Source organism: Stenotrophomonas bentonitica, from assembly GCF_013185915.1.
Taxonomy (GTDB): domain Bacteria; phylum Pseudomonadota; class Gammaproteobacteria; order Xanthomonadales; family Xanthomonadaceae; genus Stenotrophomonas; species Stenotrophomonas bentonitica.
The window spans coordinates 432,619-451,372 of sequence record NZ_JAAZUH010000001.1 but is presented as its reverse complement, the minus strand read 5'-3'; the positions used below and the strand labels follow the sequence as shown (position 1 = coordinate 451,372).

The window sequence follows — 18,754 nt, the reverse complement described above, 5'->3', positions numbered from 1 at the left end:
TAGGGTGTGCGTGGGCCGGCCAACGGCCGGCGCTACCGGGAGTCCAGGAGGCCCAAAGATTGGGCGGCGTGCAGGTTCTCGGGGGTGTCGATGTCCAGTGCAAGTGCCGGTGCGTCGAGCAGGTAGACGGTCGCCGGATCCAGCGTGCGCAGCCGCGTGCGGAACCCGCTGTCCCCGCTGCCACCGGCCAGATCGTCAAACCACTGCCCCGGCACCACCGCGGGCACGCCCACCGCCCCCGCATCCGCGTCGGCCCCACCCGGCGCCTCCGCATCCACGTCGGGCCCACCCGGCACCCCGCGTAGCGACACGCCACGCGTGTCCCTCGCAATCCCACCCGAAAGCCGCGTCCCCGCACACCCCGACAACGCGTTGCAAGCCCCCCGCAACAACGCATGCAGATGCGCCGCCTCCAACGCAGGCTGATCGCACGTCACCACCAGCACCCGCGCAAATCCCGCCACCAGCGGCGCTGCCACTTCAAGACTGCTGCGCATGCCCCGCTGCGGTTCCGGGTTGATGACCATCGTCAGCGCCTGGTCGCCCAATGCTTCGGCAATGGCGTTCGCATCCGGCGGCAGCACCACCACCAGCGCCGCAGGGTTGGCACTGCGTGCCAACCGCACCACGCGATGCAGCAACGTTTCCCCGTCGATGCGAAGCAGCTGCTTGGGTTGCCCCAGTCGCGCACTGGAACCGGCGGCCAGTACCACCACGGCGTGGTCCAATGTCGCGCCGCCTGTCATGACACGCCGGTCGCCGCATGCCGCCACGCCTGCAACTGCGCGGCAATGCTCAACGCGATCGCCTCAGGACCGCGGCCGCCCAGTGCAAGCCCCACCGGCGAGCGCAGCCTGGGGGAAAGCGAAGCACAGGCCTGCGGCGGCAGCACCTTGAACAGATCATCGCGCCGGCGACGCGGCCCCAGCAGCCCGATGAAGGGAATGGACAGGTCGGCCAGTTGCTCCAGCGCCTCGCGGTCCAGCTCGAAATTGTGATGCATCACCAGCACCGCATCGGGCAACGGCGCGTGCCACCGAACTGCCGTGGTACCGCCCGCATGCCCTGGTAGCGCCGGCCGTTGGCCGGCCCACGCGGACTCGCCAGGCGAGCAACCGCCCGGCAGCCGGTCGCGCCAACGCGCACGCGGTTCGATCACTTGCACGCGCCAACCCAGTCCACGCAACAGCGGCACCAGGGGCTCCGCTTCGGGACCCGCACCCAGCATCACCACACTCGGTGCGGCGCGCCACTGGATCTGCCACTGCGCACGGGCACCGCCCCATTCGAGGGGAAGGCTGTGCAGCGAACCCGCAGCTTCGCTGTCCTCGCACCGCCAGCCAAGCTGGCCGTCAGCCTGCAGCTGCAACGTCAGCGTTCCGTTACCACGCAGCCAGCACTCCAATACGCCGCCAACGCCCTCCAGTGCGGCGAGGGGAATCAGCACGATCCGCTGCAGTCCCCGGCACCCGACCGCGTTGGCCGAAAACAACGCGTCATCGTCGCGGGTGTCGATCTGCATCCAGTCCAGCGCACCCTGGTCGACCGCCTGCATCGCGCGTCGTTCAATCTCCGGCTCCAAACAGCCACCGCTCAGCCAACCGACGTGGCCTTCGTCGGTGAACAGCACTACAGTGCCGGCGCGGGTATAGGTGGAGCCTTCCGTTTCCAGCACCACTGCCAACGCCGCGCGCCGACCGGCACGCAGCGCGTCCAGCGTGGCCTGCAGGACGCGGCCGGGATTGCCGTCCTCCGCGTCCAGCGGCGTCGTGACGAGTCCGGCGCTCATCCGAGCTCTGGCAGCCCGCGCAGCAGCTTGTCCAGCGTGATCGGGTACTCCCGCACGCGAGTGCCGGTAGCGTTGTAGATGGCATTGGCCACTGCCGCGCTGACCCCGCACAGGCCGAGCTCGCCCACGCCCTTGGCTTTCATCGGCGAGGACACCGGGTCGGTTTCGTCCAGGAACACCACTTCCTGGTGCGGGATATCCGCATGCACCGGCACTTCATAGCCTGCCAGGTCGTGATTGACGAAGAAGCCCAGCCGCGTGTCCACCGCCAGCTCTTCGGACAACGCTGCGCCGACGCCCATGGTCATCGCGCCGATCACCTGGCTGCGCGCCGTCTTGGGGTTGAGGATGCGGCCGGCCGCGCACACGGCGAGCATGCGGCGGATACGGCTTTCGCCGGTCGCCACGTCCACGCCCACTTCCACGAAGTGCGCGGCAAAGGTGGACTGCTGGAACTTCTCTTCCAGCTCAGCGAACTCGATGCTGTCTTCGGCGACCAGTTCGCCGTCGGCGGCGGCCTTGCCCAGTGCGACGGTCTTGCCGCCATCGCTGACCTTGCCGTCGGCGAAGGTGGCCGTGGCAGGGTCAAGCCCGAGCTTTGCGGCAACGGCTTCGCGTAGTTTGGTGCAGGCCGCGAACACGCCTGCGGTCGAACTGTTCGCGCCCCACTGGCCACCGGAACCTGCCGACGCCGGGAAGCTGGAATCGCCCAGCTTCACCGTGACCTTCTCGATCGGCACGCCCAGCATTTCGGCGGCCGTCTGCCCGATGATGGTGTAACTGCCGGTGCCGATATCGGTCATGTCGGTTTCAACGGTCACCTGGCCAGTGGCATCCAGCCGCACGCGTGCACCGGACTTCATCACCAGATTGTTGCGGAAGCCCGCAGCCACGCCCATGCCGACGAGCCAACGACCTTCGCGTTGCTGTCCCGGTTGCGCATTGCGCTTGTCCCAGCCGAAACGCTGCGCACCGTCGCGCAGGCACTGCACCAGCTGGCGTTGCGAGAACGGCCGCTCCGGGTTGGCCGGATCGACCTGGGTGTCGTTGCGGATGCGGAACTCGATGGGGTCGAGTTTGAGTTTTTCCGCCATCTCATCCATCGCGATTTCCAGCGCCATCAACCCGGGGGTTTCACCCGGCGCACGCATTGCATTGCCTTCCGGCAGATCCAGTGTGGCCAGGCGAAGACCGGCCAGCCGGTTGGTACCGGCATACAGCAGTTTGGTCTGCTGCACGGCTTCCTCGGGCGACCCACCGGGCAGGTTGCCCGACCACGATTCGTGACCGATCGCGGTGAGGGTGCCTTCTGCGGTGGCGCCCAAGCGAATGCGCTGCAGCGTGGCGGGGCGATGGGTGGTGTTGTTGGCGATCTGTGGGCGCGAGAGTGCCACTTTCACCGGCCGCTTCGCCGCGCGGGCGCCCAGCGCCGCCAGCAGCACGTCCGAGCGCACGAACAGCTTGCCGCCGAAGCCGCCGCCGATGTACGGCGAGATCAGCCGCACGTTGTCCTTGGGCATGCCCAGCGTCTTGGCGAGGTCGCCCTTGCCCCAGTCGATCATCTGGTTGGAGGTCCACACGGTGAGCTTGTCGCCTTCCCAGGCGGCCAGCGTGGCGTGCGGCTCCATCATGGCGTGCGACTGGTCAGGCGTGTGGTAGGTCGCATTCAGGGTGACCGGCGCATTGCCGTAGGCGCGTTCGAAATCGCCCACGCGCGCGTCGGGATCGGTCTTCTGGAAGTTGGTGCCGGCCTTCTTCGCAGTGGCCAGGTCGTAGGCGCCTTTCTCGGTGGCGTAGCGCACCTTGACCAACCCAGCGGCCGCGCGCGCCTGTTCAAACGTTTCGGCCACGACCAGTGCCAGCGCCTGGTGATAATGGGAGATCTCCGGTCCACCCAGCAGCGCGGCTGCGTTGCGCTCCGATTTCTGTAGTGGACCGGCGTTGTCGGCGGTAACGATGGCCAGCACGCCGGGCGAGCGCCGCGCCGCGTCCAGTTCCATCCCGCTGACCCGCCCCTTGGCGATGCCGGCGGTCACCACGTAGCCGTAGGCCGGATTGGCGATCGCATCGTGCCGCTCATACGCGTACGGCGCCTGCCCGGTGGTCTTGAGCGGGCCGTCGATGCGGTTCAACGGCTTGCCGACCACCTTGAGCTGGTCGATGGGATTTTTGCCGGCGGGTGTGTCGAATTTCATGGCTTACCCCTTGGCTTCCAGCAGTACGGCGGCGAGCGTGCGTTCGGCCAGCTGCACCTTGAAGGCGTTCTGTGACGAGGGTGTCGCGCCTTCCAGCAACTTGCCCATCACAGCGGCTGCGCCCTGTGGCAGAAGCGCATCCGCTTCCGGCTTGCGCCAGGGCTTGTAGGCCACGCCGCCCAGCGCCACGCGACCTGTACCATCGCGCTGGACCACCGCCGCCACCGAGACCAGCGCAAACGCGTAAGACGCACGGTCGCGCACCTTGCGGTAGATATGGGTGCCGCCTAGCGGGGCAGGCAGCACGGCAGCGGCGATCAGCTCGGCCTTGTCGAGCACGGTTTCCAGCTGCGGGGTAGTGCCCGGCGGGCGATACAGATCGTTCAGTGGAATGCGACGACTGGTGCCGTCCGGGCGGATGGTTTCCACCACCGCATCCAGCGCCATCATCGCCACCGCCATGTCACTGGGGTGGGTGGCAATGCACGCAGGGCTGGTACCGACCACGGCCAACTGCCGGCTGATGCCGCCGATCGCGCCGCAGCCACTGCCGGGCAGGCGCTTGTTGCAGGGCTGGGCGGTGTCGTAGAAGTAGGGGCAGCGGGTGCGCTGCAGCAGGTTGCCGGCGGTGGTCGCCTTGTTGCGAAGCTGACCGGAGGCGCCGGCCACCAACGCGCGGGTGAGCAGCGCATAGTCGCGGCGGATGCGCTTGTCCGTGGCCAGGTCGGTGTTGCGCACCAGTGCCCCCACGCGCAGGCCGCCTTCTTCGGTGGCTTCAATCGTGTCCAGCTGCAGTCCGTTGACATCGATCAGATGCGCCGGGGTTTCGATCTCCAGCTTCATCAGGTCGAGCAGGTTGGTGCCGCCGGCGATGAAGCGTGCGCCCTGGGTGCGCGCGGCCGCAGCGGCGGCTTCCGCGGGGGAGGTGGCGCGTTCGTAGCTGAAGGCTCTCATGCGCGGTTACCCCCGACGTCTTCGATCGCTTCGACGATGTTGGAGTAGGCACCACAGCGGCAGAGGTTGCCGCTCATGCGCTCCCGGATCTCGTCGGTGGACAGCGCAGTGCGCGCCTCCAGGTCGCCGGTCACATGGCTGGGGATGTTGTCGCGAACCTCCTGCAGCACCGCCACCGCCGAGCAGATCTGGCCGGGGGTGCAGTAGCCGCACTGGTAACCGTCGTGCTTGACGAACGCGGCCTGCATGGCGTGCAGGTTGTCCGGGCTGCCCAGCCCTTCGATGGTGGTGATCTTCGCGCCCTGATGCATCACCGCCAGGGTCAGGCAGGAGTTGATGCGGCGCCCGTCGACCAGCACCGTGCAGGCGCCGCACTGGCCATGGTCGCAGCCCTTCTTGGTGCCGGTCAGGTGCAGGTGCTCGCGAAGGGCGTCGAGCAGGGTGACGCGGGTGTCCAGCTGCAGGGTGCGGGGGCGGCCATTGATCTCGAAGGCCACCTCGGCGGTGACCGGGGCGCGGGCGCCCGGGGTGTTCCCCTGCGCCTCGGCCACGGCCGCCGGCAGCACCATGGTGGTGGCCGAGCCGGCGCCGAGTTTCAGTACGTCGCGGCGCGACAGGGAAAGGTGCGGAGGGGTGCTCATCGGTTGGCTCCTCGTTGGCTGCTGCAGCCTGGCTCACGGGGTGGGGCACGGCCACGCCCCAAGCGCGCCGATGTCCCCATCATCGGGGAGGCGGGGTAGGCATACGGTGAAGCGCGGCTCAGCGCATGACCTTGTCCGGGGTGATCGGCGTGCTGCGGATGCGCTTGCCGGTGGCGTGGTAGATGGCGTTGCTGACCGCTGCCGACACCCCGACCAGACCGATTTCGCCCACACCCTTCGCGCCCAGGCTGCTTACTACCCGGTCATCCTCGTCGGCGAACAGCACGTCGATATCGTGGATGTCCGCATTCACCGAGACGTGGTACTGCGCGAAATCCCGGTTCATGAAGCGGCCGAAGCGATGGTCAGCCTCGGTGTGCTCGTGCAGGGCGGCACCGATGCCCCAGACCACGCCGCCGACGATCTGGCTGCGCGCGGTGGTGGGATTGAGGATGCGGCCGGCGGCAATGGCGCTGACCACGCGCATCACCCGGACCGTGCCAAGGTCCTCGTCCACCCGCACTTCGACGAACACCGCGCTGTGCGTGGCGCGGGTGTACTTGCGTTGCTCCAGCACGTTGGGCAGCAGCAGGTAGCTCGCGTCGATGCTGCGGCGGCGGGCGTTGGAGAGCAGGGTGGTCAGCGCCACTGCAGTGTTCGGGTCATCACGCAGGGCGAGGGTACCGTTCTGGAAGACCACATCGTCCAGGCGCGCGCGGGCGAAGGGGGAGCGAGGCGTAAGCCGGGCCAGGGCCAGCAGGCGTCGGCGCAGCTTGGTGCAGGCGCCTTCCACTGCCGAGCCCACGGTGCTTACGTGGGAGGAACCCCCTTCAATCGGCGCCACCGGCAGGGTCGAGTCGCCGAGCTGGAAGCTCACCTGCTCCAGCGGCAGGCCGAGCGCCTCGGCGGCAATCATGCTCATCACGGTATAGGTGCCGGTACCGATGTCGGTGGCGGCGCTGCTCACCACCAGCCGGCCATCGGCATGCAGCTCGGCGCGCGCCCGGGCGAACATCTGCATGGCGTCCCACTGGCCGGTGGCCATGCCCCAGCCTACCCATTCGTTGCCTTCGCGGCGGGCGCGGGGCTGCGGGGCGCGCTGCGCCCAGCCGAAGCGCTCGGCACCACGTTGGTAGCACTCGCGCAGCGCCTTGCTGGAATACGGCTTGCCGTCCGCGGGGTTCACCTCGGCGTAGTTCTTCAGTCTCAGCGCCAGCGGGTCCATGTCGAGACTGGCTGCCAGCTCGTCCATCGCTACTTCCAGCGCGTGCACGCCATGAGCGGCACCGGGCGCCCGCATGTCGATCGGGGTGTACTGGTCCAGGTCGACCACCTTGTAACCCAGGTGGACGTTGTCGCAGGCGTAGAGCTGCCCGCTCCAGTTCACCACGACTTCGACGTAGTCTTCCATCCGCGAGGTTTCGGCCACCGCTTCATGCCAGATCGAACGCAGGGTGCCGTCGGCATCGGCGGCCAATTTCACCCGCTGCACGGTCTCGGCGCGGTGACCGAAGGTGAACATCTGCTGCCGCGTCATCACTACGCGCACCGAGCGCTCCAGCGCCAGTGAGCCCATCACTGCCAGGGCCAGCTGGTACTGCGGGCGCAGGCCGGCGCCGAACGCGCCGCCCACGAACGGGTTGCGTACCGTGACCTTGCGCTTGGGCAGGCCAAAGACCTGGGAGACGTACCAGCGGCTGTTCTGCGAGCCCTGGGTCTTGTCGTAGATGGTGAGATGGCCATCGTCGCCCCGGATCACCGTGCTGGCGAACAGCTCCATCGGGTTGTGGTGCTCGACGCCGTGGTAGAAAGCGGCGGTAATCTTGAACGGGGCCTCTGCGAAGGCTTCGTCCGGCGTGCCCTTGTCTTTCGGCGGCGCGGAGAAACCGGCCTTCATCTTCTTCGGCGGCCGCGCACGCTGCATGGCGGCGAGCAGGTTGGTGTCGTGCGCTTCGGTTTCGTAGTGCACCTGCACGCGGCCGGCCGCCTCACGGGCCGCTTCGAAGGTCTCGGCCAGTACCAGTGCCACTGGCTGGCCGCTGTAGAGCACCTTGTCGTCGTACAACGGCCGGAACGGCTTGCCGGCCGGTGCGGTCATGTCCTTGTAGAACAGGCCCACGCCGCGCATCTTCGGGCGGTTGTCGTGGGTGATGATGCGGATCACGCCCGGTACGGCATTGGCCTCATCGAGACTGAAACCCAGGATACGTCCCTTGGCGATGGTGCTGTTGACCGCGACGCCATACACAAGATCCTGTGCCGGCCATTCGGCTGCATACCGGGCCTGGCCGGTGACCTTGGCGCGGCCGTCGATACGCGGTGTACCGGTGCCGGTCGGGACATGGCCGGTCCCGGCAGGTGCCACCGGCGGATGCAGCGGGTTGGGAAGGTTCATACCTGCGTCTCCGGGTGGGGGCGCGGGTTGCCCTGGTTGTCCACGGTGCCCTGGGCGGCGGTTTCCAGCGCCCGGATCACGGTTCGTCGTGCCAGCGGAATCTTGAAGGCGTTCTGGCCCTGCGACACCGCGCCCTGCAGCAGCGCTTCGGCGGCGGCTTCGAATGCCTCGGGCCCGGGGCGTGCGCCTACCAGAGCGGCCTCGGCGGCTTCGACCCGCCATGGTTTGTGCGCCACGCTGCCGAGTGCCAGCCGGGCAGCGCGGATGGTGCCTTCTGCATCGATGTCCAGTGCGGCGGCGGCTGATACCAGCGCGAACGCGTAGGACAGGCGCTCCCGCACCTTGAGGTAGGCACTGTGCGCGGCAAACTGCGCTGCGGGCGGCAGCTCGATATGCAGGATCAGCTCGTCGGCGGCGAGGGTGCTGTCTATCTCCGGCGTGGCCCCCGGTAGACGATGGAACGCCGCGAACGGAATCACACGTTCGCCGCGGACGCTGGCCACGTGCACGCTGGCGTCGAGGGCGGCAAGCGCCACGCACATGTCCGACGGGTGGGTGGCGATGCACTGCTCACTGGCGCCCAGGATCGCGTGGTGGCGGGTCAGACCGCCGATGGCCGAGCAGCCGCTGCCGGGCGTGCGCTTGTTGCACGGCGTGGCGCTGTCATAGAAATAGGTGCAGCGGGTCCGCTGCAGCAGGTTGCCGCCATTGGTGGCCATGTTGCGGATCTGCGGGGATGCGGCGGCCAGCATCGCGGCGGAAAGCAGCGGGTAGTCGCGCTCTACCAGCGGATGCCACGCGGTATCGGCATTGCGCGCGGTGGCGCCCAGACGCAGGCCTCCGTCTTCTCTCGCCTCGATCCGGTCCAGCGGCAGGCGACTCACGTCGACCAGGCGGGACGGGTTCACCAGTTGCAGCTTCATCAAATCGAGCAGGTTGGTACCGCCGCCGATCGGGCGGATGTCGCTGCTGCCGCTCGACCCGGCCAGGGCCTGCAGCGCCTGCTGCACCGACGCTGCGCGTTCGTAGGTCGCCGGAATCATGCGGGCACCGTGCCAGGCACCCAGTCCGCGGGTTCTGCTTCGGCCGGTGCGGGGTGGCCGCTGGCCAGCACCGACATCACCGCGTCGGTGATCTGCGGGTAGGCGCCGCAGCGGCAGACATTGCCGCTCATCAGCTCACGCACCTGGTCGCGGTTGCACAGCCTGCCTTCGTTGACCAGGCCCTGTGCCGAACAGATCTGGCCGGGCGTGCAGTAGCCGCATTGCAGGGCATCGCAGGCGATGAAGGCCTGTTGCAGCGGGTGCAGGGCGTCGCCATCGGCAAACCCTTCAATGGTCTGCACTTCAGCGCCGTCCTGCATGACCGCCAGGGTCAGGCAGCTGTTGATGCGCCGCCCGTCCACCAGCACCGTGCAGGCACCGCACTGGCCGTGGTCGCAGCCTTTCTTGGTGCCGGTCAGCTGAAGCCGTTCACGCAGCAGGTCGAGCAGGCTGACCGTGGATTCCACCTGGAGCGTGTGCTGCTCGCCATTCACGGTGAGCGTGAGGGGGTAGAGCGCGCGCGGGCGGGGCGGTGGGGCGACAGACTCGCTCATGGCAGTTCCGGCTGGGGCGATTCGCCCTACGGTGTGCCATGGGTTGTCTAGTCACGGTGCACGGTTGATGCAGGTGGTGCGAAGGCGACCACATTCATCCGCCGCCGCGCACCACCCGCTTCCGATACTCGCGCACGTTGTCGCCACGGATCCGCGTTTCCTGCGTTCCGTTGTTGGTGTCAACCTGCCGGTCCGAACCGGTCACCGGCTTGGCTTCCACCGTGGTTTCACGCTCGAACGCGTGCGACTTGTCGGTATTGCGGTAATACCGGTACAAGCCCCAATACAACGCTGTTGCGCTGGCAGGGCCAGCCAACAGCAACCAGAGTCCACTATCGTCGCTCATGAGGCTGCTACCAGGAACCAGAGGGTGATGGCTTCAACGATGGTGCCGGTGGTCAGCGCGGCCAGCAGCAGCTTCCACTGCTGCACCGGCACGCTGCCCATGGTTTCACCGGTACGCCCGTTGACCGCGATGTAATGCAGCATGCCGCCGTTGCGGCCCGGCTGGTGGTACGAGTACAGCCACACCGGCAGGTACATGGAGACCCAGCGCGAGCCGTGCACGTCCACCTGCTCGGTTTCCCAGCGCACGCCGCGGTCGTAGCGGCGCACCGAGCCTTCGACCTGGGAGCGGGCGATGGACAGCAGCTGGTCTTCCAGCCGTGGCTTCATCTTTTCCACGTCCAGGTTGCGCTTCTCGGAACTGAAACCCAGCAGGTACGAGGCGTTCCACTTCAGCGCGTTCTTGGTGTCGAACGGCAGGATCGCGTTGATGATGTTGTTGGTGTTGGCCTTGATGTCCAGGTTGCCACGCTCGGCCGAGGATTCCATGGGCAGGTCATCCACGGTGAAATCCACCGAGCGCTCCACCTGGTACACGTCCGCGTCGTAGTAGGTCTTCTTCTTGTCACCGTCGCCACGCGTGTACTGGCGGGTCTGGATCTCGCCCTTGCCGGTCACGCTGGCGCTGACGTTGCTGTCCACGATCATGTACGGCATGTACACGCCGACCACGTTTTCCGGGGTGAACTGGTCCTTGAACGCTTTCAGCGCGAACAGGCGGCGCTTGTCCACGAACTGGCGGATGCGCGCGACCGCATCATCCTTGGTGATCCGGAACGGTAGCACCGCGTCGGGCACGGCGCCGTTGGCGACCTGCTCGTTCACCCCGAACACATGGCGGCACCAGTGGCAGCGTGCGGTCATGGTGGTTTCGGTGTTGATGGTCACTTCCGCACCGCAGCCGGTGCACTTGAAGCTCATCAGGCTGGCGGTGCCGGCCTCGATGTCGCGTGCACCGGAGGCGATGATGGTGCCGCGCAGCTGGTCCAGGCCTGCGCCCAGACCAAACTCCTGTTCGACGGACGCGCCGTGCCATTCGTGACGGCAGAACTGGCAGATCAGCACGTCGGTGCCGAGCTTGAGCCGCACGTCGGTGGAGCCGCATTTCGGGCAGCGGTTCAGGCCGTCCTTGAGCTCCTCGGCACGGGTGTCGAGGGCGACCGGGTCCGGCGCCTCGATCTCGGCGCGGATCGGGTCGGGCAGGGTGGCCGGGTCCAGCGGGAAGCTGCCCGGCAAGGGCGGTACATCACGCGGCGAGCCGGGGCCGGTAACGGCCTCCGGCAACGGCGGCGGAGCCCCGGGCAACGGGGGCGGGGTTCTGGGGTCGGACATGGTTCGGTTCTGTCCGCCTTAGAGACCCAGCGCCTTGGCCTTGAGCGCGTCGTAATCGGCCTGGGTGATCAGGCCGAGGTCGAGCATTTCCTTGGCCTTGGTCAACTTGGCCACCGGGTCGTCGGCTGCCGGCGCGGCGGGAGCGGCTGGCGCAACCGGCTGCTGCAGCGAGCCGAAGCCGCCGACCATGCCAGACGCCATGCCCACGCCCATGATGCCGGCCGCGCCGCCGTTCTCACCGGCAGACTGGATGCCCTGCGCCACGCTGGCCTGGAGGTTGGAGTTACCACGCCCGCCGGACAGCGCGTCGGCGCGCTGCACGGTCTTGAGCAGCTCGCGGGTGTTGGCGTCGTACTCGATGGAAACAATGGCGGTCTTGACGATGGCCAGGCCGCGGTCGGACTTCCACTGGTAGCCCTGTTCCACCGCAGCGGAGAGGCTCTGCGCGAAGCCGAGCGAATCCTGCTGCAGCTTGGTGATGCGGTTGCCCTTGCCGGGATCGTTCGTATACAGGCTGAAGGCCGGTGCCAGCGAGCCCACCACTTCGTTGAACAGCTGGGTGGCGGCGGCGTTGTCCATGTCGGTGAAGTCGAACACCTTGCCCCGCTGCAGGTAGCTGGCCGGCACGAAGTTCTTCACGAACAGGATCGGGTCGACGATCTTGAGGGTGTACGAGCCGCGCGTGACCGCGCCGACCTGGGTGTTGAGGAAGCCGTCGTCCCAGTAGATCTCCGACTGGGTGCCGAAGCGGTTGTCCGGCAGCTCCTTGAGCGAGACGAAGAACGCCTGCTGCTGGCCGCCGGGCTGGCCGCCGAACTTGAAGCGCTCCCAGCTCTGCTTGATCAGCGGGGTGACGATGCCGTCGCCGGCAAAGATCGACTGCGAATTCAGGTCGTCCGAGCGCCATTCATAACCACCCGGCTCGGCGACGAAGCCGGTGATCGCGCCGTCCTGGAACAGCAGCAGGCCGTAGCCTTCCGGCACCAAGATCTTCGAGCCATTGGTGATGATGTTGGACGAGCCGCTGGTGTTGGACCCGCGCCCGGCGTTGGTGCCCTGCGGGACCGCTGCGAACAGCGCCGCCGTGGCCGGCAGCCCGGCGGGTACGGTGTAGAAGTCCTTCCACTGGTCGGCCAGCACGCCGCCCACTGCACCCTTGACTGCTTGAATGAGACCCATGACCCGCTCCCTGCGATCCAAGGACGGGCGGGGTGCCCGTCACGATGGAACGACTATAGCAGTGAGGGGTGGGGTGGAGATGGGCGTTTCCGGCAGGGCGGGTATCCTGGGCGCGGCAGACTCACAGGTTCCGGTCAGCTGCCGGGGAAACCAGCCGACGTTGGAAAAATCGGCGATAGTTATGGCGTCTGGCAACTCTCCGCCCATCCTGAAGCTCTCACCCAACCACTATGCATTCAACAGAACAGCTACCAGTGAACAAGGTTGTTGGACTCGTAAAGAGCGGCGAGGCGGTTGCTTGTCCGAGGTGCGGCGCCCGGATTCAGCCTGTGCCCGAGGACTGGGTACAGGGCACGCCGCTATCGATGATCAAATGTCCGATCAACGAGGATCATTACGCTGTCCTGATTGAGGATGCTGATGCGATGCACCGCATTAGGGACGTGATCAGGGGCTTCAGTCGGAAGTAAACTGCCGCGTAGCCTTTGCGTTCCAGAACCGGACTGAACGGCGGCCAGCGAGCAACTATCACCTATGGATAAATCGATGATCACGTTGACCGCTTCAGTCTATGAGCCGTTTCCGGGGGTTTTCCGCAGCTATTACGCATGCGAGGGACCGGATGCTGCGTACTGTCGTGCAATGAGTCTGACAGTGCTTCAGCTCATCTCAGACTTGGATCAGGAGCAGTTCGAGGAGGTGACTCAACTGCTGGACACGATTGATTCTCCGGAACGCGCTGCCAGCGCCCCGGGTCGAGCCAACTGGGGCTACAACTACAACGCAATCTGGCTTGATCCGCCTGTTGCGATGCCCGGCTTTGCGTGCTTCACCTTTGACATCTACCCCGAACTTGACGTGGGTGGAGATCCGCCGCAGTTCTCGCGCGCCCAACTGGCGATCATCATGAATCACTGGCGGTCGTTCTTGTCAGAGATTGCTATTCATGGGATGGAGGCTATGTCAGGAAAGAAGTTTGAAGTTTTGCTTGACGAAGCCTGACCGATATTATCTTTGCTGGTTACATGGAGGGGGGGCTATGGGAGGGGGTGTCGTCTTTTCGGAAGGAAACGGAGTCGCGTTGAGCACGATTCAAGTCAATCGCCTCGTCCATCTGCTTCGCGAGGAAGTTCGGTTGGGCGAGCGAGATGTTTTTGCGGAGCTATTTTGCTCCCTTGGATGATGGCATGAACTTTCTTACCGCCGTTGATCTCTCATCAGAGCAGTACAAGGTCGTTTGCGACGTGATCGAGCGGGCTTACTTCCGATCGAAGTGCAGTGGGCATCCGGTGTTCTACGAGGGTTGGTGGAATTGGATTCTCGAGGCGATGGCGCGTGATGCACGCTATCCGCCCCGCGCTGATGCTTCGCGTGGTGCATGTTCCTAGCGTCAGCCGGCGATACCAGCAATCCCCTCAATATGGCTGGCGAGCCACTAAGGGGGACGCACGAACGGATTCGCGGCGCTGAACAGCCCAGATAGAAAGGGCCTTTCAAAGAAGGCCCCCAGTGAGATCAGGGAAGATCACACTGCATCTTGCCGTCAACGTAGTACGGCTTGGGTACGTCGGGATTGTCGCTGGTCTTCTCGAAGACCACCTCAAACGACGATGCGTCGGGCGTACCCTTGCGGTCGGTGCAGGCGTCCTGGAGCTTCTTCTTGACTGCGGCCAGGCCCGCGTCGCGATTCGGACCCTCGGCGCTGTTGGTCAGGTTGGCGACTTCGGCGACGGCGAGGGCACTGGTGCCCAGCAGGCATGCGATGAGAACGGCAGCGTAACGCTTTTTCATTGCTACTCCTTTGCAGTTTTCGTTAGCGCCTGTCTATCGAATCAAGAAAGGCGATTGAAACACCGAGCGTCATGCCCGTGGCGCGTTGGTAGGGTAGGCGACGCAGGTTAAGGCCCTGTCGCCGGGCCGCATGGACAGGACCAAGGCAGGAAGCAGTTTTCAAGGTGCTGGGGTGGGTGCTGGTGGTGCTCTCGGCGTTCTTCACCGTGGCTGGGGCTGCGGCGTTCGGTGGGGATGTGTTCTTTCCCGTGATCTCTCTACCGGTGGCTGCAGTTGTTGCGTGGCGTGGGCCGGTGGTGGCGCCATTGCTGGTGGTGGGGCTTGCAGTTCTCGGGTTCTTTGTCTCGGTTATTCCGACGGACACCCTGCTGAGGGAGTGGGGCTTAATAGCCTGGGCAGCGGGCTGGACAGTGGCACTGGCGGTTGGGGCGCTATAGCCTCCGTAGCGCTATACCAACTAGTGGGAAATCGGCGATAGTGATGGTTGTTAGTTATCGACCCAAATTGCGGGAAGGCCAATGGATGGATTCAGCCGTCTTGCATCGGTAAGTGGCAGGGGAGTGCCGATGGGAGCGTGCTGCTCCTGATGTTGCTTTGAGGGGTGCAGACTAGACTTGGTGAAGCTACTCATGACTGCGTCAAAACAATTTCTTGAACTCAGTGATTTCCTCGCGTTCTCTGTCTGGATGCAAGATAGGGATACGGAAGTCTGTTCGCCTGTCATCACTCTTGATGAGCAGATAGAGAGTATCGATGACCTTTTCTTTAGAGTTCGGATCACCAGCGCGCAGGGATTTCAGTTCGATGGATTCGTGAATGGCATGGGTGACGTAGGGATGGGGGTGTTCGCCAACGGGAAGATGTACGCAATCAATTCGAACTTCCCAAAGTTTTCGATTGAAAGCCTGTCGCGACTTTCAGCCGATAATCCATCTCTTGGTCTTCCAGAAGCACCATCTCTCTTTCCTCTTCGATTCACAACCATCATCAACAGGGATCCAATATGGGAGTTCTCCGGTGAGATCGATATCCCCCTGCAATAGGCTTGATGACGTGAGAGTCGCGTAATGAACAGAGATGGTGGCTCCCTGTTTGCGTTCTACGAAGTCGTAGAGGTGATAGCGGGAAGGTCGATGATCGGCCCCATAGTCGGGTGTAGAGGGGCTGTTCTGGGTATGGCTCGCAACGACGAGACCGGCACGTGGTCCTACTCGGTCCATATGGTGGAGAGTGGCAAAAGTTGGAGTCTCAGGGAGAGTGAGCTCATCGCAACAGGCTCACACATGGCCAGAGGCGATTTCTATGACGGCTCCTCTATCAGGGTGCTGACAGACCCGGAAACGGGTGAGGGAAACCTGGCCGATCCGTGAGGGCTTACCGGCTGCGGCCCCGAGGCGCGGCCAGTTTCACGGAAGTCGAAGAAGGGCCTTCAGGCGAAGGCCCAAGGTAGGATCAGGGAAAATCGCACTTCATCTTGCCGTCTACGTAGTACGGCTTGGGTACGTCGGAGTTGTCGCTGGTCTTCTCGAAGACCACTTCGAAGGAGGCCACGTCGGGCGTACCCTTGCGGTCGGTGCAGGCGTCCTGGAGCTTCTTCTTGACTGCGGCCAGTCCCGCGTCGCGATTCGCACCCTCGGCGCTGTTGGTCAGGTTGGCGACCTCGGCGAAGGCGAGGGCACTGATGCCCAGCAGGCATGCGGTGAGAACGGAGCGTAACGCTTCTTCATTGCTACTCCTTTGCAGTGTTCGTTAGCGCCTGTCTATCGAATCAAGAAAGGCGATTGAAACGCCGAGCGTCATGCCCGTGGCGCGTTGCTAGGATAGGCAATGCAGGTTAAGGCGCTGTCGCCGGGCCGCATGGACAGGAGCAAGGCAGGATGCAGTTCAAGGTGCTGGGGTGGGTGCTGGTGGTGGCGTCGGCGTTCTTCGCCGTGGTTGGGGCTGCGCCATTCGGCGGGGGTGTGTTCTTTCCCGTGATCTCTCTACCGGTGGCTGCAGTTGTTGCATGGCGTGGGCCGGTGGTGGCGCCGCTGCTGGTGGTGGGGCTGGCGGTTCTCGGGTTCTTTATCTCGGTGATTCCGACGGACACCCTGCTGAGGGAGTGGGGCTTCTTAGCCTGGTCGGTGGGCTGGACAGTGGCTCTGGCGGTTGGGGTGCTTCGGCGGCTTCACCGTGGCGACGTGGGTTAGAGGGGAGGCGGGTGCATCGGACTTTGGCGTGGCTACAGGCTGTGGGCGAGGGTGTGCAGCCGGTGTGGATGCCCATACCGGCGCAGCGGCTGCGGCAGGCTGAAGCAATGCTGCCAACGGGCAACCGGGCACCCCATTTGACGAACTGTTAGAACTTGCCCAATGAGGGCGGGTTGAGGTCAACTGCCTCTGCAATGCTACGACCCAGGAGTACGACATGATTACTCTCTGCCCGGAGTCGTTGTAATGAGGAAATATGACGTTGCCCTGTCGGCTGTCGAGTGCTTTTACTCGATAGAGCTGGCGGATGGCCCGAATTTCGTTGCCTTTTTTGAAGACACAATGAGGGCCACTCCATCCTATGGCCATCGCGTAATGACGGAACTCTCCGAGAGCCTCTCTGACGTTGACTTCTCTTGGAAGGACGCTCTGTGGAGTGAGGAGTGCCATATCGAAGAGTTCGACTCGGAGTTGGCTGCAAGGGCTTTCGTTGAAGGCGAAGTTCTACCTGTCGTTGTTAGAGCCATCCGCTATGTGTGATCCTTTCGCAAATCGTTATGATTGAGTCCAACGTTCGCTGGTGCAGGCACTTCTTTAGCCTGGGCAGCAATGCCGGGCATATGGCACTCACTATCACTACTGGACTTCGATGAAAACGGAACGCGACCTGCTGGTTGATTCGGAGCTAGCGTACCGTTTATTTGAAACCTCGGAGGGCGCCATCTGCCTCGGCGTTATGACGGGTGGTATCGCAATGTATGAAGTGACGTTCGTGCTCTCTAAGGCTGAGCTGAGGGAGTATGCGGTGCGAGGCAAAAGCTACCTGGATGATCTGTCATACGTTGCCTCAAGGAGCCCGAGTACTTTCTCTTCGCGTTGATGTGATACATCTGCTTGATGCACTCGCATCCGTTCATCTGCCGATATGAGTGACGTCGGCCGCATCTCGCCGACGCTCTTGCCAGGAGGTTGGTTTCGTCTATTGGGGTGGTGGGCGAGGCTAAACAGTTGCCGTCCGAGGTTCAAGGGTTGCCTGGACACCGAGGGGATTATCGAAACGAACAAGCGTCCGAGGTTCCAGCGCTTTGACCTGGCTCAGAGCTCCCTATTTGTTCGAGTGCCTGGCAGCGAGCGACCATGTCCAAACGTTTGACCGCCTCAAGGAATGAAAAAGTGAGCCATTACTCAAGGCCTCAGTTGACGATCCTCCATAAGAGCGTCGCCGTGTTTGCGCTCCTGCTGTTAGCGTCTCTCGGTATCGTCGCCTATCTTGGGCGATCCACCCCGTTTATTCCCAAGGCCTGGTTCAATATTGCGAGCTTATTTGTGTGGCTGGGGACCGCGGCGTTGATCTTGGCTGCGATAGCGATCCGTATGCACTTCATGAAAGAGCCGAAGGGCTCCTTTTCGAGTAATTCGCTCATGATTATTGCTGGCGCAGTTCTTATGGGCTTTGGTGCACGTGAGGTTGTTTCTGGCTCCGGCACCCTTGCAAATCCATGGGGTGCGGTTCAACGAACGCACTGCTTCGTCCTTGCTCCTGGCTGGACCGGCCCCAGCGCCAGGGTTCGGAACATTGTCACTGCGAATGTGAGGCTGCCCGGTGAGGATGCACAGGTGTCACGCCCATTCCGGTACTCGCCAAAATCGATCGATCTCTCGCAGTTGACCGTAGGTGACACGTTCGCGTTGAAGGTGTTGGAAGGAAGATTTGGCTACACGCCGGTGGAGCAGCAAACCCTTGCTACTGGTTGCACGCTTCCTCGCTAGACTGAAATCCATTTCGGTATGCGCAGTTGCCCCTATCCGCATACTTCTCATGCATATCAAGCAGAACAAGGATGAACATGCAAACTGAAGGTCCCAAGCCGACCTGGCGCCCAAGCGTCATACCTGCGCGGGAATGGACGATGTCCCATTTGCGCAAGTACCTGGGTGGTCGCGCGTTTACGCTTTATTCCCATGGGACCTGTGTGGTCTGGATTGGACACGGCGAACTCGGTGTCGCCGAAGCAAACGAACGACTCCGTGCGGTCACGCTTCAAGACCCGGATTTCAGGGTTCAACGCCATGAGGACGGGAATTACCTGGTCACCTTCAAAGGGGGGATTGGCGGTGTCATGTCGGGCGAGCTTCTTCAGGCCAATCTTGCCGAGCTTCGACAGGAAGCAGTCACACAGGGCATGCTTCCTGGCGAAAGACTGGTGACCCACCACGCCGACAAGGAATCCGAGCTGGACATGATCGCAGGCTTGTACGTGAGAGCCCGACTTTACCTCGATGTGAACGATCTCGAAGTTGTAGCGTCGGTGGCTTGATTGGAGCTGACTCAGTGCGCGATGCGGCT

The 18,754-nt window shown here is 64.0% G+C and carries 22 protein-coding genes; 9 read left to right on the top strand and 13 right to left on the bottom strand.

What is annotated here, in order from left to right:
- Positions 1-32: 32 nt before the first annotated feature.
- The 11 genes from HGB51_RS01975 to HGB51_RS01925 form a co-directional block, all read right to left on the bottom strand.
- Entirely contained in the window at positions 33-728 is a 696-nt protein-coding gene (locus tag HGB51_RS01975) for a nucleotidyltransferase family protein (protein WP_246233394.1), read from the bottom strand.
- 14 nt (positions 729-742) lie between these two features.
- Positions 743-1,789 (bottom strand): XdhC family protein, encoded by a 1,047-nt coding sequence (locus HGB51_RS01970; RefSeq protein WP_084738767.1) that lies wholly within the window; start codon positions 1,787-1,789, stop codon positions 743-745.
- Positions 1,786-3,984 carry an aldehyde oxidoreductase molybdenum-binding subunit PaoC gene (gene paoC / locus HGB51_RS01965; protein WP_070206241.1) on the bottom strand — a complete coding sequence of 733 codons (2,199 nt, stop codon included), beginning with the start codon at positions 3,982-3,984 and terminating at the stop codon, positions 1,786-1,788. The genes HGB51_RS01970 and paoC overlap by 4 nt, the downstream gene beginning before the upstream one ends.
- A 3-nt stretch (positions 3,985-3,987) precedes the next feature.
- Entirely contained in the window at positions 3,988-4,938 is a 951-nt protein-coding gene (locus tag HGB51_RS01960; protein ID WP_070206240.1) for an FAD binding domain-containing protein, read from the bottom strand.
- The gene (paoA, locus tag HGB51_RS01955) at positions 4,935-5,579 is read right to left on the bottom strand and encodes an aldehyde dehydrogenase iron-sulfur subunit PaoA (protein WP_070206239.1); all 645 of its coding nucleotides are present in this window, start codon (positions 5,577-5,579) and stop codon (positions 4,935-4,937) included. The genes HGB51_RS01960 and paoA overlap by 4 nt, the downstream gene beginning before the upstream one ends.
- 118 nt (positions 5,580-5,697) lie before the next feature.
- Entirely contained in the window at positions 5,698-7,974 is a 2,277-nt protein-coding gene (locus HGB51_RS01950; protein WP_070206238.1) for a xanthine dehydrogenase family protein molybdopterin-binding subunit, read from the bottom strand.
- Positions 7,971-9,041: an FAD binding domain-containing protein gene (locus HGB51_RS01945; protein ID WP_070206237.1), complete on the bottom strand. Its 1,071-nt coding sequence runs from the start codon at positions 9,039-9,041 to the stop codon at positions 7,971-7,973. The genes HGB51_RS01950 and HGB51_RS01945 overlap by 4 nt, the downstream gene beginning before the upstream one ends.
- Positions 9,014-9,571 carry a (2Fe-2S)-binding protein gene (locus HGB51_RS01940; RefSeq protein ID WP_070206236.1) on the bottom strand — a complete coding sequence of 186 codons (558 nt, stop codon included), beginning with the start codon at positions 9,569-9,571 and terminating at the stop codon, positions 9,014-9,016. The genes HGB51_RS01945 and HGB51_RS01940 overlap by 28 nt, the downstream gene beginning before the upstream one ends.
- A gap of 94 nt (positions 9,572-9,665) precedes the next feature.
- The gene (locus tag HGB51_RS01935; protein WP_070206235.1) at positions 9,666-9,917 is read right to left on the bottom strand and encodes a hypothetical protein; all 252 of its coding nucleotides are present in this window, start codon (positions 9,915-9,917) and stop codon (positions 9,666-9,668) included.
- Complete coding sequence (locus HGB51_RS01930) at positions 9,914-11,248, bottom strand: hypothetical protein (RefSeq protein WP_070206234.1); 1,335 nt, start codon at positions 11,246-11,248, stop codon at positions 9,914-9,916. Before HGB51_RS01930 ends, HGB51_RS01935 begins: the two co-directional genes overlap by 4 nt.
- An 18-nt stretch (positions 11,249-11,266) precedes the next feature.
- Positions 11,267-12,427 carry an SPFH domain-containing protein gene (locus HGB51_RS01925; RefSeq protein WP_070206233.1) on the bottom strand — a complete coding sequence of 387 codons (1,161 nt, stop codon included), beginning with the start codon at positions 12,425-12,427 and terminating at the stop codon, positions 11,267-11,269.
- Positions 12,428-12,973: 546 nt separating this feature from the next.
- On the opposite strand from HGB51_RS01925, the gene HGB51_RS01920 reads away from it, so the two are divergent.
- Both HGB51_RS01920 and HGB51_RS01915 read left to right on the top strand, forming a co-directional pair.
- Positions 12,974-13,429, top strand: coding sequence for a hypothetical protein (locus tag HGB51_RS01920; protein WP_141738957.1), 456 nt, complete (start codon positions 12,974-12,976; stop codon positions 13,427-13,429).
- 185 nt (positions 13,430-13,614) lie between these two features.
- Positions 13,615-13,815 carry a hypothetical protein gene (locus tag HGB51_RS01915; RefSeq protein ID WP_141738956.1) on the top strand — a complete coding sequence of 67 codons (201 nt, stop codon included), beginning with the start codon at positions 13,615-13,617 and terminating at the stop codon, positions 13,813-13,815.
- Between the two features lie 127 nt (positions 13,816-13,942).
- Here HGB51_RS01915 and HGB51_RS01910 read toward each other — a convergent pair whose 3' ends face one another.
- The gene (locus HGB51_RS01910) at positions 13,943-14,218 is read right to left on the bottom strand and encodes a hypothetical protein (protein WP_070206231.1); all 276 of its coding nucleotides are present in this window, start codon (positions 14,216-14,218) and stop codon (positions 13,943-13,945) included.
- Between the two features lie 176 nt (positions 14,219-14,394).
- Between HGB51_RS01910 and HGB51_RS01905 the strand changes: the two genes are divergently transcribed.
- The 3 genes from HGB51_RS01905 to imm31 all read left to right on the top strand — a co-directional run bounded on the left by HGB51_RS01905 (position 14,395) and on the right by imm31 (position 15,588).
- Positions 14,395-14,655, top strand: coding sequence for a hypothetical protein (locus HGB51_RS01905; RefSeq protein WP_141738955.1), 261 nt, complete (start codon positions 14,395-14,397; stop codon positions 14,653-14,655).
- A gap of 192 nt (positions 14,656-14,847) precedes the next feature.
- Positions 14,848-15,261 (top strand): hypothetical protein, encoded by a 414-nt coding sequence (locus tag HGB51_RS01900; protein ID WP_141738954.1) that lies wholly within the window; start codon positions 14,848-14,850, stop codon positions 15,259-15,261.
- Positions 15,262-15,285: 24 nt separating this feature from the next.
- Positions 15,286-15,588 (top strand): Imm31 family immunity protein, encoded by a 303-nt coding sequence (gene imm31, locus HGB51_RS20490; protein ID WP_070206228.1) that lies wholly within the window; start codon positions 15,286-15,288, stop codon positions 15,586-15,588.
- 82 nt (positions 15,589-15,670) lie between these two features.
- Here the strand turns inward: imm31 and HGB51_RS01890 are convergent, their stop codons facing one another.
- Complete coding sequence (locus HGB51_RS01890) at positions 15,671-15,910, bottom strand: hypothetical protein (RefSeq protein WP_425505368.1); 240 nt, start codon at positions 15,908-15,910, stop codon at positions 15,671-15,673.
- A gap of 185 nt (positions 15,911-16,095) precedes the next feature.
- On the opposite strand from HGB51_RS01890, the gene HGB51_RS01885 reads away from it, so the two are divergent.
- From HGB51_RS01885 to HGB51_RS01870, 4 genes are all read left to right on the top strand, one after another.
- Positions 16,096-16,407: a hypothetical protein gene (locus HGB51_RS01885; protein ID WP_070206226.1), complete on the top strand. Its 312-nt coding sequence runs from the start codon at positions 16,096-16,098 to the stop codon at positions 16,405-16,407.
- 246 nt (positions 16,408-16,653) lie between these two features.
- Positions 16,654-16,947: a hypothetical protein gene (locus tag HGB51_RS01880; RefSeq protein ID WP_070206225.1), complete on the top strand. Its 294-nt coding sequence runs from the start codon at positions 16,654-16,656 to the stop codon at positions 16,945-16,947.
- 597 nt (positions 16,948-17,544) lie between these two features.
- Positions 17,545-18,177: a hypothetical protein gene (locus HGB51_RS01875; protein WP_141738953.1), complete on the top strand. Its 633-nt coding sequence runs from the start codon at positions 17,545-17,547 to the stop codon at positions 18,175-18,177.
- A 71-nt stretch (positions 18,178-18,248) separates the two neighbouring features.
- On the top strand, positions 18,249-18,725 hold the full coding sequence (locus HGB51_RS01870) for a hypothetical protein (RefSeq protein ID WP_141738952.1): 477 nt from the start codon (positions 18,249-18,251) through the stop codon (positions 18,723-18,725).
- Positions 18,726-18,754: the final 29 nt, after the last annotated feature.

Excerpts from the sequence above, each read along its gene's own strand:
- HGB51_RS01900 (WP_141738954.1), top strand. The coding sequence starts at position 14,848 with ATGACTGCGTCAAAACAATTTCTTGAACTCAGTGATTTCCTCGCGTTC.
- HGB51_RS01940 (WP_070206236.1), bottom strand. The coding sequence starts at position 9,571 with ATGAGCGAGTCTGTCGCCCCACCGCCCCGCCCGCGCGCGCTCTACCCC.
- HGB51_RS01875 (WP_141738953.1), top strand. The coding sequence starts at position 17,545 with ATGTCCAAACGTTTGACCGCCTCAAGGAATGAAAAAGTGAGCCATTAC.
- HGB51_RS01935 (WP_070206235.1), bottom strand. The coding sequence starts at position 9,917 with ATGAGCGACGATAGTGGACTCTGGTTGCTGTTGGCTGGCCCTGCCAGC.
- HGB51_RS01885 (WP_070206226.1), top strand. The coding sequence starts at position 16,096 with ATGCAGTTCAAGGTGCTGGGGTGGGTGCTGGTGGTGGCGTCGGCGTTC.
- HGB51_RS01870 (WP_141738952.1), top strand. The coding sequence starts at position 18,249 with ATGAACATGCAAACTGAAGGTCCCAAGCCGACCTGGCGCCCAAGCGTC.
- HGB51_RS01925 (WP_070206233.1), bottom strand. The coding sequence starts at position 12,427 with ATGGGTCTCATTCAAGCAGTCAAGGGTGCAGTGGGCGGCGTGCTGGCC.
- paoC (WP_070206241.1), bottom strand. The coding sequence starts at position 3,984 with ATGAAATTCGACACACCCGCCGGCAAAAATCCCATCGACCAGCTCAAG.
- HGB51_RS01915 (WP_141738956.1), top strand. The coding sequence starts at position 13,615 with ATGAACTTTCTTACCGCCGTTGATCTCTCATCAGAGCAGTACAAGGTC.
- HGB51_RS01880 (WP_070206225.1), top strand. The coding sequence starts at position 16,654 with ATGAGGAAATATGACGTTGCCCTGTCGGCTGTCGAGTGCTTTTACTCG.
- HGB51_RS01930 (WP_070206234.1), bottom strand. The coding sequence starts at position 11,248 with ATGTCCGACCCCAGAACCCCGCCCCCGTTGCCCGGGGCTCCGCCGCCG.
- paoA (WP_070206239.1), bottom strand. The coding sequence starts at position 5,579 with ATGAGCACCCCTCCGCACCTTTCCCTGTCGCGCCGCGACGTACTGAAA.
- HGB51_RS01910 (WP_070206231.1), bottom strand. The coding sequence starts at position 14,218 with ATGAAAAAGCGTTACGCTGCCGTTCTCATCGCATGCCTGCTGGGCACC.
- HGB51_RS01920 (WP_141738957.1), top strand. The coding sequence starts at position 12,974 with ATGATCACGTTGACCGCTTCAGTCTATGAGCCGTTTCCGGGGGTTTTC.
- HGB51_RS01970 (WP_084738767.1), bottom strand. The coding sequence starts at position 1,789 with ATGAGCGCCGGACTCGTCACGACGCCGCTGGACGCGGAGGACGGCAAT.
- imm31 (WP_070206228.1), top strand. The coding sequence starts at position 15,286 with ATGAACAGAGATGGTGGCTCCCTGTTTGCGTTCTACGAAGTCGTAGAG.
- HGB51_RS01950 (WP_070206238.1), bottom strand. The coding sequence starts at position 7,974 with ATGAACCTTCCCAACCCGCTGCATCCGCCGGTGGCACCTGCCGGGACC.
- HGB51_RS01960 (WP_070206240.1), bottom strand. The coding sequence starts at position 4,938 with ATGAGAGCCTTCAGCTACGAACGCGCCACCTCCCCCGCGGAAGCCGCC.